The organism is Pseudomonas orientalis (assembly GCF_002934065.1).
Taxonomy (GTDB): domain Bacteria; phylum Pseudomonadota; class Gammaproteobacteria; order Pseudomonadales; family Pseudomonadaceae; genus Aquipseudomonas; species Aquipseudomonas orientalis_A.
Genome location: NZ_CP018049.1, coordinates 136,492 through 153,486 on the forward strand (window position 1 = coordinate 136,492; position 16,995 = coordinate 153,486).

General features: G+C 58.0%; 1 protein-coding gene. It reads right to left on the minus strand.

All coding sequences use genetic code 11. From position 1 onward, the window contains the following. Positions 1–102 precede the first annotated feature (102 nt). Positions 103–16,809 carry a LapA family giant adhesin gene (locus tag BOP93_RS00640; RefSeq protein ID WP_104501198.1) on the minus strand — a complete coding sequence of 5,569 codons (16,707 nt, stop codon included), beginning with the start codon at positions 16,807–16,809 and terminating at the stop codon, positions 103–105. Positions 16,810–16,995 lie beyond the last annotated feature (186 nt).

Consider the following 16,995-nt stretch of genomic DNA (forward strand, 5'->3'; position numbering starts at 1 on the left):
GTGTGTTGATAAACGCGAGTATGCGATGCAACCGGCCGCCGGGGCCAGCAACGTATCGCCAGGATAAATCGGCCGCCTCGAGGGCGGCCAATTTATCCAAGCTTAGACGGTGTGATCGATCTTGATGGTCGGATCTGCACCGCTGATCAGCGAGTTGATGCTGGTATGAGACCAATCGTTGCCTTCCAGCTTGATGGTCACATCCGCATTGGCCACGCCGCCAGCGGTGTTGAGCTTGCCTTCGCTGCTCACTTGCAGGGTCGACACGCCTTCTACCGTGGTGATCTTGAGGTAGTTGTCGATGGTGCTGTCCGTCTCGCCTTTGAGCAAGTCGCGCAGGTCAATCCGATCACCTTCCGACGCCGTGAAGTCCTTGATCACGTCGTTGCCGAAGTCACCGGCCTTCCACATGAAGGTGTCGGCACCCGAACCGCCGACCAGGATGTCGTTGCCCAGGCCACCCATCAACGTGTCGTTACCGGTGCCGCCCAAGAGGATGTCATTGCCCTTGCCGCCGTCCAGCACGTCGTTGCCGCCCTGGCCGAACAGGATGTCATCGCCGCCACCGCCGATCAGCGTGTCATTGCCATCCTTGGCGCCGGATACGTCAAAGTCCGCGTAATGCTCGGTGACGTACTGGTGCACGTTCGAGGTGGTGACCGACGAGACGGCCATACCGGTTTTCTGTGCCACAAAAGCCTGCAGCGCGTTGTAACCCTCACCGGTCACGTCGCTGAAGCTCACCAGGTCGCCAAACAGGATGTCATTGCCGTCGCCACCGCTGACGGTGTCCGCGCCTGGCAGAGTCGCCTCGGTATGGCCGAGGATGGCATTGGCCAGGTCCTTCGGATCGATATTGGCCTGTGGCTTGCCATCGCTGTCGTAAGGCTTCAGGTCGCTTAAGCTGATGTCGCTGTTGATGCCGATCGCCTCCACATGCGAAAGCCCGCCCAGCAGCGCGAAGGCGCTCTTGGAGTTGGCCAGTGTTGCCGTGTCGGTGCTGTTGCCTCGGCCGTCAAGGTTGGACAACTCAAAGGTGCCATCGCCCTGGGCGCGAACCGTGCCCAGGTTGTAGGCCGTCCACCAGAAGCCGTTCGAGGTTTGCAGTTGAGCGGCACCCGAGGCGTCGATGCTCAAGTAATGGGTGTTATCCAGGTACTTGCCGACCGCGGTCCCGGGCGTGTAGTTGGCCGTCGTTACCACATCATCGAACTTGACGTTGCCGTACAGCGTCGGGTTGGTCTGCTCACCGCTCTGGTAGAACGTCGGCTGGCCGTCGGTGATGAAGTACGTAAGGTTGGTCGCACCGGTGTTTTTGGTCGCCAGGTCGCTCTGGAAGAAGTTGGCGGTGGTCTTGAACACGTCTTCGTAGTTGGTGCCGCCTTCCGACACCATCGAGTCCAGCACTGCTTTGAGCTGGGTCAGCGCATTGGGGGCATTGAGGTTGATGGCGATCGACTTGTTCACCTGACTATCGAAGTCGGCCAGGAAGATATTCACCGTGCCCGACGTGTTGGCACCCAGGCTGTCTTTGAGCGAGTTGAACACCGTGGTCAGCGACGACTTCGCCGCGTTGATCGACGCTGTGCTCATGCTGCCGGAGCTGTCCACCATGAAGGCAATGTTGTAGTTCTTGCCCTGCACCACGTTCAGGCCACCGATATCGGCCACAACAATGTCGTTGCCATCGGTGCCGATGATCGAGTCGCTGCCCGAGGTACCGGTGACCGAACTGTAGATGGCGGGGTACACAGTTACGGGCAATTGCGCGGTGGTGCTCGCCGACCCGCCGATGCTCTCGGTAGACGTCGAGGTAACGGTGAGGTTGAACTGGCCGCTGTAATAGGTCGGCGGTTTGATGGTCAGGGAGCCCAGGTCCCAGCCGTTGACGTTGACTTCGCCCACGGTCTTGGTCGCGGTAAAGGTGTGTCCCGCAGCGTCGGTAAGCACCGAACCTGCCGGTATGCCACCGATCTTCACGGCCAGGGTTTCCGAACCGTCGGTATCGGTCAGCGCGGTGGTGATCTTGGACAGTTTGACGCTGCCGTTTTCCAGGCCTTCGTTGAGCTTGTAGCCCACGTAGTAACCGTCACCGTGGCTGCCATGCAGGTCGGACACGGTCACGCCGGCGTTGGTCAGGTCGGTGATACCGGTGTACAGCGGCACGGTGCCGGTGCTCAGGTTCTGCACCGTCCCGCCGTTGATCGACAGGTTGACGTCGAAGCTGCCAGGCCCCGCTTGGTTGGCCTGGTAGATCTCAAGGCTGTAATAGCCGCTGACCGTTGGCGTGAACGTGCCGCTGAACTTGCCACTGTTGGTGCCCCACAAGCCGCTGGCCACGTCTTTACCGCCGACGTTGATCAGCAGGCTGTCATCGGCGACGCCGCTGAAGGTGTAGTTCTTGCCGGCTTCCATGTACATCAGGCCGGAGATTTTGGCACCCGAGCCGGCATTGACGTTTTCGGTGGACTCGACGTTGGTTATGACCGCGCTGCTGTTGGGCGTGCCGGCGCCATCAATGGCTTTTTTCAGTACGTCCGGTGCGGCGCCATTACCGTTGGTGCCAAGGCCCGAGATGCTGCTCCAGCTCTGCTTGATCAGGCCGGTCGAGGTGACGTTATTGTCAGCCACACTCAGGGTCGGCGCATCGGCCACCGGGGTGATATCGACTTTCACCGTGGCGCTGCTGCCCAGGTCCTTGCCGTCGGTAGGCTGGAACTTGAACTGTGCGTAATCGGACTGCTTGTTACCGATGCCGGTGCCGCCATAACCGTCGGCGCCGGACTCGTTGGCGTTGGGCATAAAGCGCAACTGACCACCATCGACCTGGGCTTTGGTAAAGGTCTGGCCGCTGGTCACGTTGGTCCAGGTGGTGCCGTCGGCCGCCAGGTATTGCAGCTTGCCGGCCACCGGCAGGTCGGTGATCTTCACGCCGAGGCTGGCTTGTGGCGAGTCCACGTCGGTCACGCCGAAGTTGGCCCAGGTCAGCGCGAGCGCAGTGTCTTCGGTACCGGTTACGGCCCCGCCCGTTGCCACTGGCGCATCGTTGACGGCCAGCACGTTGACGGTGGTGGTGGCGACGTTGGAGTAGTTGCCGCCGTCGGTCACCGTCACGGTAATGGTGCGCGGCGTGGTGCTTGGGTCGTGGCTGTTGTTGGTGAACGTGATGTTCTGGATGCGTTGCATGTAGTCAGCCAGCGTCGCGCTGCCCGACAACGTCAGGGTGATGACGCCCGTCTGGTTATTGGTGCTGACGCTGATGCCATTGACGCCGTTGCCCAGGTTCAAGCTATCACCGGCTTGCGCGTTGGTCAGGGTGACCGTTGCGCCGGTCAGCATTGTGCTGTCCGGGTCGGTGATCCTGATATCGGTGTCGGCAATCGACACACCCTGCCCGGCGGTGCCTTCGGTGAAGGTGGTCTTGTAATCGTTGCCGCTGGCGCCGCTGGAATTGTTCGCGTCCAGGTCGATGACCGGCGGTGCATCGTTGTCGAGGATATCGGTGCTGACGGTACCCTTGTCGATCACCAGGTTCTCGAAATTGCCACCGGTGGTCTTGTCGATAGTGATGACGATTTTTTCCGTCGGCTCGGTGATTTTGTCGTCCAGCGTGCGGATATCAAACGGCACGCTGCTGGCGCCGGCCGGAATCTTCACGGTGTACACGCCATTGAAATCCGAGCCGTCGGTGGCCGTGCCGCTGTACTTGAGCGTGACGGTCAGATCGGTTTGCGCCGGGTTGCTCAAGTTCAGCGTGTAATGCGCGGTGCCGCCTTCAGTCACCGATGCGTCGCCGCTGAGGCTGAGGGTGGTGTTGGTGACCACATCCGTGACTTTGGTGACGACGGTGCTGCCATCAACCATCAAGTGCTCGTATTTGTCGCCGCCGCTGACGACGCCGCTGATTTTGGTCGTGACGTCATTGGCGCCGACATACGCATCGTTAGGCGCGGTGGCCGTGGTGAAATTACTCGACTTGCCGTTGCCGATGGTAATGGTCGAGCCATTATCCAGCTTCACCACCAGGTCGGAACCGAGGTTGGTGACTGCCGCGCCGTTCTTGTCGACCAGCGACGCGGTGTAGACAATCTGCCCACCCTCGCTGACCGAGCCCGTGGCCTTGAGCACCACCGTCACATCGTCGATGGTGTCGTTGATCGTGGTGGTTGCGCCACCCGGTGTGACAGTCACACCCTCGAAATTGCCACCGGTGGTTCCGGTGATCTTGACGGTTTGAGTGCTCTTGTCGATGAACACGTCATCGCTTGGTGCCGCCACCGTCACCGTGCCCACGGTCGAACCCTGCTTGATGGTGATGCTGGAACCGTTGTCCAACTGCACCACCATGTCGCTGCCGGCCTTGTTGCTCAAAGTCGCGGTGTAGGTGATCTGGCCACCTTCGTTGACGGCGCTTGGCGCGCTCAGCGTGACGCTGGTCAGGTCGGTGCTGCCAGGGGTATCGGTAACAGTGGTGCTAACCGCTGTGGTACTTGGCACCAGGTTCTCAAAGTGCTCGCCACCGGTGACAGTCTTGATTGCAGTGGTGACGGTTTGATCGCCTTTGTAGACGTCATTCGGTGCCACGGCGGTGACCGTGCCGCTGGATTGGTTCAACCCGATGGTGATGGTTTTGCCGTTATCCAGGGTGATGGTCAGCGGGTTGGTGATGTTGGTCACCGGCGCGCCGTTTTTATCCACAAGGCTGGCGGTGTAAACGATATTGCCGCCTTCGCCGATGGTGGTGGTGGCGGTCAGTACAACGTCGACCTTGTCGATGGTGTCGTTGATCGCAGTGGTTGCGCCGTTGCCTGCGACTTCCAGTTTTTCGAAGTTGCCGCCAGAAGCGTCGGTAATCTTGACGATCTGGGTGCTCTTGTCGATGAACACGTCATCGCTTGGCGCAGGGACGGTGACGGTGCCGACGGTTTCACCGGCTTTAATGGTGATCGACGAGCCGTTATCAAGTTTCAGCGTAACGTCAGTACCGGCCTTGTTGCTCAAGGTTGCGGTGTACGTGATCTGGCCACCTTCGTTGACTGCGCTCGGCGCGGTCAGGGTAACGGTGGTGGTGTTATCAGTACCTGGGGTGTCAGTCACTGTTGTTGTGACTTTGTCGGTACCTGGAACGAGATTTTCGAAGTGCTCACCACCAGTGACAGTCTTGATAGCAGTGATGACGGTTTGGTCGCCTTTATAGACGTCATCTGGTGCAACAACCGAAACGCTGCCGCTCGATTGGTTCACACCGATGGTGATGGTTTTGCCGTTGTCCAGGGTGACAGTCAGCGGGTTAGTGATGTTAGTCACCAGCGCACCGTTTTTATCCACAAGGCTGGCGGTGTAGACGATGTTGCCGCCTTCGCCAACCGTGGTGGTAGCGCTCAGAACCACATCGACTTTGTCGATGGTGTCGTTGATCGCTGTCGTTGCACTGTTTTGCGCAACTACCAGCTTCTCGAAGTTGCCGCCGGAAGCGTCGGTAATCTTGACGATCTGGGTGCTCTTGTCGATGAACACGTCATCGCTTGGCGCAGGGACGGTCACAGTGCCGACGGTTTCACCGGCTTTGATGATGATGTTTGAACCGTTATCCAGTTTCAGAGTGACGTCAGTACCGGCCTTGTTGCTCAAGGTCGCGGTGTAGGTGATCTGCCCACCTTCGTTGACTGCGCTTGGCGCGGTCAGCGTAACGGTAGTGGTATCAGCAGTGCCTGGGGTATCGGTAACAGTGGTGTTAACCGCTGTGGTACCTGGCACCAGGTTTTCAAAGTGCTCGCCACCGGTGACGGTTTTGATGGCGGTCGTGACGGTTTGATCGCCTTTGTAGACGTCATTCGGTGCCACGGTGGTGACCGTGCCGCTGGATTGGTTCACACCGATGGTGATGGTTTTGCCGTTATCCAGTGTGACGGTCAGCGGGTTGGTGATGTTGGTCACCGGCGCGCCGTTTTTATCCACAAGGCTGGCGGTGTAGACGATATTGCCGCCCTCGCCGACGGTGGTGGTAGCGGTCAGTACAACGTCGACTTTGTCGATGGTGTCGTTGATCGCAGTGGTTGCGCCGTTGCCTGCGACTTCCAATTTCTCGAAGTTGCCGCCCGTTGCGTCGGTAATCTTGACCGTTTGAGTGCTCTTATCGATGAACACATCATCGGTAGGCGCAGGCACAGTCACAGTGCCGACGGTATCGCCGGCCTTGATGGTGATGTTCGAACCGTTATCGAGTTTCAGCGTGACGTCAGTACCGGCCTTGTTGCTCAAGGTCGCGGTGTAGGTGATCTGGCCACCTTCGTTAACAGCATTTGGTGCGGTCAGCGTGACAGTCGTGGTGTTGTCAGTACCTGGGGTATCAGTCACGGTTGTAGTGACTTTGTCGGTACCTGGAACGAGGTTTTCGAAGTGCTCGCCGCCAGTAACGCCTTTGATCGCGGTCGTAACGATTTGGTCGCCTTTGTAAACATCATCCGGCGCAACAACCGAAACAGAACCGTTCGACTGATTCACACCAATGGTGATGGTCTGTCCGTTATCCAACGTCACGGTCAACGGGTTGGTGATGTTGGTCACCGGCGCACCGTTTTTATCCACAAGGCTGGCGGTGTAGACGATGTTGCCGCCTTCGCCGACGGTGGTGGTGGCGGTCAGTACAACGTCGACTTTGTCGATGGTGTCGTTGATCGCAGTGGTTGCGCCGTTGCCTGCGACTTCCAATTTCTCGAAGTTGCCGCCCGTTGCGTCTGTGATCTTGACCGTCTGAGTGCTCTTATCGATGAACACATCATCGGTAGGCGCAGGCACGGTGACGGTGCCGACGGTATCGCCAGCCTTGATGATAATCGACGAACCGTTGTCCAGCTTCAGCGTAACGTCGCTGCCTGCTTTGTTGGAGAGCGTGGCCGTGTAAGTGATCTGGCCACCTTCGTTGACTGCGCTCGGCGCGGACAGGGTAACGGTGGTGGTGTTGTCGGTACCCGGTGTATCGGTAACGGTGGTGTTAACCGGCGTGGTGCCTGGAACGAGATTTTCGAAGTGCTCGCCACCGGTGACAGTCTTGATAGCAGTGATGACGGTCTGGTCGCCCTTGTACACATCATCCGGCGCAACAACCGAAACAGAACCGCTCGACTGATTCACGCCGATAGTGATGCTCTGGCCGTTATCCAACGTCACGGTCAACGGATTGGTGATGTTGGTCACCGGCGCGCCGTTTTTATCCACAAGGCTGGCGGTGTAGACGATGTTGCCGCCTTCGCCGATGGTGGTGGTGGCGGTCAGTACTACATCGACCTTGTCGATGGTGTCATTGATCGTGGTGGTTGCGCCGTTGCCTGCGACTTCCAGTTTTTCGAAGTTGCCGCCAGAAGCGTCGGTGATTTTGACGATCTGAGTGCTCTTGTCGATAAACACGTCATCGCTTGGAGCAGGCACGGTGATGGCGCCGACGGTGTCGCCGGCCTTGATGGTGATCGACGAGCCGTTGTCCAGCTTCAGCGTAACGTCGCTGCCTGCTTTGTTGGAGAGCGTGGCCGTGTAAGTGATCTGGCCACCTTCGTTGACGGCGGTTGGCGCGGTGAGCGTAACGGTAGTGGTATCAGCGGTGCTTGGGGTATCGGTGACAGTGGTGTTAACCGCTGTGGTACTTGGCACCAGGTTCTCAAAGTGCTCGCCACCGGTGACAGTCTTGATAGCAGTGGTGACGGTCTGATCGCCTTCGTACACATCATCCGGCGCAACAACCGAAACGCTGCCGCTCGATTGGTTTACACCGATAGTGATGCTCTGGCCGTTATCCAAGGTGACGGTCAGCGGGTTGGTGATGTTGGTCACCAGCGCGCCGTTTTTATCCACAAGGCTTGCTGTGTAAACGATGTTGCCGCCTTCGCCGACGGTGGTGGTAGCGGTCAGTACAACGTCGACTTTGTCGATGGTGTCGTTGATCGCAGTGGTTGCGCCGTTGCCAGCAACTTCCAACTTCTCAAAGTTGCCGCCCGTTGCGTCTGTGATCTTGACCGTCTGCGTGCTCTTGTCGATGAACACGTCATCGCTTGGCGCTGGGACGGTCACGGTACCGACGGTATCGCCAGCCTTGATGATAATCGACGAACCGTTATCCAGTTTCAGAGTGACGTCGCTGCCCGCTTTGTTAGAGAGCGTGGCCGTATAAGTGATCTGGCCACCTTCGTTGACGGCGGTTGGCGCGGTGAGCGTGACGGTAGTGGTATCAGCAGTGCCTGGGGTATCGGTAACAGTGGTGTTAACCGCTGTGGTACCTGGCACCAGGTTTTCAAAGTGCTCGCCACCGGTGACAGTCTTGATTGCAGTGGTGACTGTTTGATCGCCTTTGTAGACGTCATTCGGTGCCACGGTGGTGACCGTGCCGCTGGATTGGTTCACACCGATGGTGATGGTTTTGCCGTTATCCAGTGTGACGGTCAGCGGGTTGGTGATGTTGGTCACCGGCGCGCCGTTTTTATCCACAAGGCTGGCGGTGTAGACGATATTGCCGCCCTCGCCGACGGTGGTGGTAGCGGTCAGTACAACGTCGACTTTGTCGATGGTGTCGTTGATCGCAGTGGTTGCGCCGTTGCCAGCAACTTCCAATTTCTCGAAGTTGCCGCCCGTTGCGTCTGTGATCTTGACCGTCTGCGTGCTCTTGTCGATGAATACGTCATCGGTCGGCGCAGGGACAGTCACAGTGCCGACGGTATCGCCGGCCTTGATGGTGATGTTCGACCCGTTATCGAGTTTCAGCGTGACGTCAGTACCGGCCTTGTTGCTCAAGGTCGCGGTGTAGGTGATCTGGCCACCTTCGTTAACAGCATTTGGTGCGGTCAGCGTGACAGTCGTGGTGTTGTCAGTACCTGGGGTATCAGTCACGGTTGTAGTGGCTTTGTCGGTACCTGGAACGAGGTTTTCGAAGTGCTCGCCACCGGTCACACCTTTGATAGCGGTGGTGACGGTTTGGTCGCCCTTGTAAACATCATCCGGTGCAACAACCGAAACGCTGGCGCTCGATTGGTTTACACCGATAGTGATGCTCTGGCCGTTATCCAGCGTCACGGTCAGCGGGTTGGTGATGTTGGTCACCGGCGCGCCGTTTTTATCCACAAGGCTGGCGGTGTAGACGATGTTGCCGCCTTCGCCGACGGTAGTGGTGGCGGTCAGTACAACGTCGACCTTGTCGATGGTGTCGTTGATCGCGGTAGTTGCGCCGTTGCCAGTAACTTCCAGCTTCTCGAAGTTGCCACCTGTTGCGTCAGTAATCTTGACCGTCTGGGTGCTCTTGTCGATGAACACGTCATCGCTTGGCGCAGGGACGGTCACAGTGCCGACGGTTTCACCGGCTTTGATGATGATGTTTGAACCGTTATCCAACTTCAGCGTGACGTCAGTACCGGCCTTGTTGCTCAAGGTCGCGGTGTAGGTGATCTGCCCACCTTCGTTGACTGCGCTTGGCGCGGTCAGCGTAACGGTAGTGGTATCAGCAGTGCCTGGGGTATCGGTAACAGTGGTGTTAACCGCTGTGGTACCTGGCACCAGGTTTTCAAAGTGCTCGCCACCGGTGACGGTTTTGATGGCGGTCGTGACGGTTTGATCGCCTTTGTAGACATCATCCGGTGCAATAACCGAAACGCTGGCGCTCGATTGATTTACACCGATGGTGATGCTCTGGCCGTTATCCAACGTCACGGTCAACGGATTGGTGATGTTAGTCACCGGCACGCCGTTCTTATCCACAAGGCTGGCGGTGTAAACGATGTTGCCGCCTTCGCCAACAGTAGTGGTGGCGCTCAGAACCACGTCGACTTTATCGATAGTGTCGTTGATCGTGGTAGTCGCACCGCTGCCTGCAACTTCCAGCTTTTCGAAGTTGCCGCCCGTTGCGTCTGTGATCTTGACCGTCTGTGTGCTCTTGTCGATGAACACGTCATCGCTTGGCGCAGGCACGGTCACAGTGCCGACGGTATCGCCGGCTTTGACAGTGATCAATGAGCCGTTATCCAGCTTCAACGTGACGTCGCTGCCCGCTTTGTAAGAGAGCGTAGCGGTGTAAGTGATCTGGCCACCTTCGTTAACGGCACTTGGTGCAGTCAACGTAACAGTGGTGGTGTCGTCAGTACGTGGTGTATCAGTCACGGTTGTAGTGACTTTGTCGGTACCTGGAACGAGGTTTTCGAAGTGCTCGCCACCGGTCACACCTTTGATAGCGGTGGTGACGGTTTGGTCGCCCTTGTAAACATCATCCGGCGCAACAACCGAAACACTGGCGCTCGATTGGTTTACACCGATAGTGATGCTCTGTCCGTTATCCAACGTCACGGTCAACGGGTTGGTGATGTTGGTCACCGGCGCACCGTTTTTATCCACAAGGCTGGCGGTGTAGACGATGTTGCCGCCTTCGCCGACGGTAGTGGTGGCGGTCAGGACAACGTCGACCTTGTCGATGGTGTCGTTGATCGTTGTCGTTGCGCCGTTGCCAGCAATTTCCAGTTTTTCGAAGTTGCCACCGGTAGTTTCAGTGATCTGAACGGTCTGCGTGCTCTTATCGATGAACACGTCATCGCTTGGAGCAGGAACGGTCACTGTGCCGACAGTGTCGCCGGCTTTGATCGTGATGCTCGAACCGTTATCCAGTTTCAGAGTGACGTCAGTACCGGCCTTGTTGCTCAAGGTCGCGGTGTACGTGATCTGGCCACCTTCGTTCGCCTGGGCCGGAGCCGTCAGTGTCACCGTGGTGGTGTTATCAGTGCCCGGTGTATCAGTAACGGTGGTATTGACGGGCGTAGTGCCTGGCACAAGATTTTCGAAGTGCTCGCCACCAGTGACAGTCTTGATAGCAGTGGTGACGGTCTGATCGCCTTTATAGACGTCATCCGGCGCAATAACCGAAACGCTGGCGCTCGATTGGTTCACACCGATGGTGATGCTCTGGCCGTTATCCAAGGTGACGGTTAACGGATTGGTGATGTTGGTTACCGGCGCACCGTTCTTATCCACAAGGCTGGCGGTGTAAACGATATTGCCGCCTTCGCCGACGGTGGTGGTAGCGGTCAGTACCACATCGACCTTGTCGATGGTGTCGTTGATCGCGGTAGTTGCGCCGTTGCCAGCAACTTCCAATTTCTCAAAGTTGCCGCCCGTTGCGTCGGTAATCTTGACGGTTTGAGTGCTCTTGTCGATGAACACGTCATCGGTAGGCGCTGGGACGGTCACGGTGCCGACGGTGTCGCCGGCCTTGATGGTGATCGACGAGCCGTTGTCCAGTTTCAGCGTGACGTCGCTGCCCGCTTTGTTAGAGAGCGTAGCGGTGTAAGTGATCTGGCCACCTTCGTTGACGGCAGTTGGCGCGGTCAGCGTGACGGTAGTGGTATCAGCAGTGCCTGGGGTATCGGTAACAGTGGTGTTAACCGCTGTGGTACCTGGCACCAGGTTTTCAAAGTGCTCGCCACCGGTGACGGTTTTGATGGCGGTCGTGACGGTTTGATCGCCTTTGTACACATCATCCGGCGCAACAACCGAAACGCTGCCGCTCGATTGGTTTACACCGATAGTGATGTTCTGGCCGTTATCGAGTGTGACGGTCAACGGGTTGGTGATGTTAGTCACCGGCGCACCGTTTTTATCCACAAGGCTGGCGGTGTAAATGATGTTGCCGCCTTCACCGACGGTGGTGGTGGCGGTCAGAACTACATCAACCTTGTCGATGGTGTCATTGATCGTGGTGGTCGCACCGTTGCCCGCAACTTCCAATTTCTCAAAGTTGCCGCCAGAAGCGTCGGTGATTTTGACGATCTGAGTGCTCTTGTCGATAAACACGTCATCGCTTGGAGCAGGCACGGTCACAGTGCCGATGGTTTCACCGGCTTTGATGGTGATGTTCGAACCGTTATCCAGTTTCAGCGTGACGTCAGTACCGGCCTTGTTGCTCAAGGTCGCGGTGTACGTGATTTGCCCACCTTCGTTAACAGCATTTGGTGCGGTCAGCGTGACAGTAGTGGTGTTATCAGTGCCTGGGGTATCAGTAACGGTGGTGTTAACTGGCGTGGTGCCAGGCACCAAGTTCTCGAAGTGCTCGCCACCAGTGACAGTCTTGATAGCAGTGGTGACGGTCTGATCGCCTTTGTACACATCATCCGGTGCAACAACCGAAACAGAACCGCTCGACTGATTCACGCCGATAGTGATGCTCTGGCCGTTATCCAACGTCACGGTCAACGGATTGGTGATGTTGGTTACCGGTACGCCGTTCTTATCCACAAGGCTGGCGGTGTAAACGATGTTGCCGCCTTCACCGACGGTGGTGGTGGCGGTCAGGACTACATCAACCTTGTCGATGGTGTCGTTGATCGTGGTGGTCGCACCGTTGCCGGCAACTTCCAATTTCTCAAAGTTGCCGCCCGTTGCGTCGGTAATCTTGACCGTCTGAGTGCTCTTATCGATAAACACATCATCGCTTGGCGCAGGGACAGTCACGGTACCGACGGTATCGCCGGCTTTGATCGTGATGCTCGAGCCATTATCCAACTTCAGCGTGACGTCACTGCCCGCTTTATTGGAAAGCGTAGCGGTGTACGTGACCTGACCACCTTCGTTCGCCTGGGCCGGAGCCGTCAGCGTGACGGTAGTGGTGTTATCAGTGCCTGGGGTATCAGTAACGGTGGTGTTGACGGGCGTAGTGCCTGGCACCAGATTTTCGAAGTGCTCGCCGCCGGTGACGGTTTTAATAGCAGTGGTGACGGTCTGGTCGCCCTTATACACGTCATCCGGCGCAACAACCGAAACGTTGGCGCTCGATTGGTTTACGCCGATGGTGATGCTTTGGCCGTTATCCAAGGTTACGGTCAGCGGGTTGGCGATGTTAGTCACCGGCGCACCGTTTTTATCCACAAGGCTGGCGGTGTAGACGATGTTGCCGCCTTCGCCGACGGTGGTGGTAGCGCTCAGAACTACATCGACCTTGTCGATGGTGTCGTTGATCGTTGTCGTTGCGCCGTTGCCAGCAACTTCCAGTCTTTCGAAGTTGCCGCCAGTGGTCTCAGTGATCTGGACGGTCTGAGTGCTTTTATCGATAAACACATCATCGCTAGGCGCAGGCACGGTCACGGTGCCGACGGTGTCGCCGGCTTTGATGGTGATGTTCGAACCGTTGTCCAACTTCAGCGTGACGTCAGTACCGGCCTTGTTGCTCAAGGTCGCGGTGTACGTAATCTGACCACCTTCATTCGCCTGGGTCGGAGCCGTCAGTGTCACAGTGGTGGTGTTGTCGGTACCCGGTGTATCGGTAACAGTGGTGTTAACGGGTGTGGTGCCGGGCACCAAATTCTCAAAGTGCTCGCCACCAGTGACGGTTTGAATAGCAGTGGTGACGGTCTGGTCGCCCTTATACACGTCATCCGGCGCAACAACGGAAACGCTGCCGCTCGATTGGTTTACACCGATGGTGATGTTCTGGCCGTTATCCAGCGTCACGGTCAGCGGGTTGGTGATGTTAGTCACCGGCACGCCGTTCTTATCCACAAGGCTGGCGGTGTAGACGATGTTGCCGCCTTCGCCGACGGTGGTGGTAGCGCTCAGAACTACATCGACCTTGTCGATGGTGTCATTGATCGTGGTGGTCGCACCGTTGCCCGCAACTTCCAATTTCTCGAAGTTACCGCCGGTGGTTTCGGTGATCTGAACGGTCTGTGTGCTCTTGTCGATGAACACGTCATCGCTTGGCGCAGGCACGGTCACGGTGCCGACGGTTTCACCAGCTTTAATGGTGATGCTTGAGCCGTTATCCAGCTTCAGCGTGACGTCAGTACCAGCCTTATTACTTAAGGTCGCGGTATAGGTGATCTGACCACCCTCGTTCGCTGCAGCCGGCGCGGTCAGCGTGACGGTCGTGGTATCGACGGAATCGGTAATGGTGGTGAGTGCCGGAGTCGTGCTCGGCACCAGGCTTTCGAAATTGCCGCCGGTTGCGCCTGTAATAGTGGTGCTGACGGTGCTGCCATTAACGTAGACATCGTTCGGCGGTGTGTCGACCACGACCGTACCTGTCGACTCACCCGCCTTGATGGTAATCACCGAGCCATTGCTCAAGGTGACGCTCACCGGGGTTTGTGCCGGGTTGGTCAGGGTCGCGGTGTAAGTGATCTGACCGCCTTCGGTGACGGTCGTGTCGGCAGTCAGCGTAACGGCGGTGGCATCGACCGAGTCAGTAATAGTGGTAACCGCAGGCGTAGTGCTCGGCACCAGGTTTTCAAAGTTGCCGCCGGTTGCGCCGGTAATGGTGGTGCTGACGGTCGACCCGTTGACGTAGACATCATTGGCCGGGGTATCGACTACGACAGTACCCGTCGACTCACCCGCCTTGATGGTAATCACCGAGCCATTGCTCAAGGTGACGCTCACCGGGGTTTGTGCCGGGTTGGTCAGGGTCGCGGTGTAGGTGATCTGACCGCCTTCGGTCACGGTCGAACCGGCCGTCAGCGTGACAGTGGTGGTATCGACCACATCAGTAATGGTAGTAACCGCAGGCGTAGTGCTCGGCACCAGGTTTTCAAAGTTGCCGCCGGTTGCGCCGGTGATAGTGGTGCTGACGGTCGAGCCATTAACGTAGACATCATTGGCCGGCGTATCGACAACAACAGTACCTGTGGACTCACCCGCCTTGATGGTAATCACCGAGCCATTGCTCAAGGTGACGTTCACCGGGGTTTGTGCCGGGTTGGTCAATGTCGCGGTGTAGGTGATCTGACCACCTTCGGTCACGGTCGAACCGGCCGTCAGCGTGACAGTAGTGGTATCGACCACATCAGTAATAGTGGTGACCGCAGGCGTCGTGCTCGGCACCAGGTTTTCAAAGTTGCCGCCGGTAGCTCCGGTAATGGTGGTGCTGACGGTCGAACCATTAACGTAGACGTCATTGGCCGGAGTATCGACTACCACCGTACCCGTCGATTCCCCCGCCTTGATGGTAATCACCGAGCCATTGCTCAAGGTAACGCTCACCGGCGTCTGCGCGGGGTTGGTCAATGTCGCGGTGTAAGTGATCTGACCGCCTTCGGTCACGGTCGAACCGGCCGTCAGCGTGACAGTGGTGGTATCGACCACATCAGTAATGGTAGTAACCGCAGGCGTAGTGCTCGGCACCAGGTTTTCAAAGTTGCCACCGGTTGCGCCGGTAATGGTGGTGCTGACGGTCGAACCGTTAACGTAAACGTCGTTGGCCGGCGTATCGACAACAACAGTACCCGTCGACTCACCCGCCTTGATGGTAATCACCGAGCCATTGCTCAAGGTGACGCTCACCGGGGTTTGTGCCGGGTTGGTCAGGGTCGCGGTGTAGGTGATCTGACCGCCTTCGGTCACGGTCGAACCGGCCGTCAGCGTGACAGTGGTGGTATCGACCACATCAGTAATGGTGGTGACCGCAGGCGTAGTGCTCGGCACCAGGTTTTCAAAGTTGCCGCCGGTTGCGCCGGTGATAGTGGTGCTGACGGTCGAGCCATTAACGTAGACATCATTGGCCGGCGTATCGACAACAACAGTACCTGTGGACTCACCCGCCTTGATGGTAATCACCGAGCCATTGCTCAAGGTGACGTTCACCGGGGTTTGTGCCGGGTTGGTCAATGTCGCGGTGTAGGTGATCTGACCACCTTCGGTCACGGTCGAACCGGCCGTCAGCGTGACAGTAGTGGTATCGACCACATCAGTAATAGTGGTGACCGCAGGCGTCGTGCTCGGCACCAGGTTTTCAAAGTTGCCGCCGGTTGCGCCGGTAATAGTGGTGCTGACGGTCGAGCCATTAACGTAGACGTCATTGGCCGGCGTATCGACAACAACAGTACCTGTGGACTCACCCGCCTTGATGGTAATCACCGAGCCATTGCTCAAGGTGACGCTCACCGGGGTTTGCGCCGGGTTGGTCAATGTCGCGGTGTAGGTGATCTGGCCACCTTCAGTCACGTTCGAACCAGCCGTCAAGGTCACGGTGGTGGTGTCGATGGTGTCGGTAATCTGCGTCACGGCCGGGTTAGGGTCGAGGGTCAGTACCAGGTTGTTGCCGCCGGTGGTGCCGGTGACGTTGACGCTGATCTGGCTGGCGTCGAGGTACGGGCTGTCATTAGGCGCCAGTGGCACGTTGACGGTGCCGGTCAGTTGGCCGGACGGGATGGTGATCACCGCGCCGTTGGACAGGGTGATGGTCAAGTCGCTGGTGCCGGCCTGGGTCACGGTGGCGGTATACGTCAGCACGCCCCCGGCTTCGGTGATGCTCGGGGTGGCGCTCAGGCTCAGGGTCGAAGGCTGCAGCGCCAGGTTGCCGTTGCCTGCAGAAGCTTGAGCACCATTAAAGGTATTCAGCGTTGCTGTGCCCTGGCCGATAGGGGCGGTGGGAAAGCCGATGGTCGGATCGACACGCCCGGCGGTCGCGTCCAGCACCACGAAGCTGTGGCCGCCGCCCGCCGCGCCATTACCGGCAGCGGTGGCGCCGGCGGCAGTGGCTTCCAGTTCGGTGGTCGGGTCGGCGCCGGCGGCGATGGCCTGCTGCAGCTCGGCAACCGACGGCGCGGCCTGTTCGGTGGCGGCGGCCAGGTCGGCGGTGGAGTCCGGCATGTCGGCGCTCCACTGGGTGTCGCGGCCCAGGTCCAGCGTGCGTCCGTCAGCCAGCTCCAGGCTCACTGCGCCCGACAGGCCCGTATCAATCTGGTCGCCCGCAAACAGGCGATCACCCTCAACCAGAACACGGCGTGCCCCTTCCGGAGAAATAACGAACACTTGACCAACAATGCTTTTGACGATGGCAACAACATTGCTCATTAAATATTTCTCCGGCGATCCGTTTCTGATGATTCCATGTGGCCGCTCAAGAGGGAGGGCCAAACTGGAGGGGGCGTAGTCTGAACACTTACTGACGTCAAATTATTGGCTAGAATTTTTAGCTATCTAGTTTATGCCAAACTATTGACCTTATGGTCGCCATCCTAAACAATCGCCCCCGTAATG

Coding starts and splice junctions, on each gene's coding strand:
- BOP93_RS00640 (WP_104501198.1), bottom strand. CDS start 16,809: ATGAGCAATGTTGTTGCCATCGTCAAAAGCATTGTTGGTCAAGTGTTC.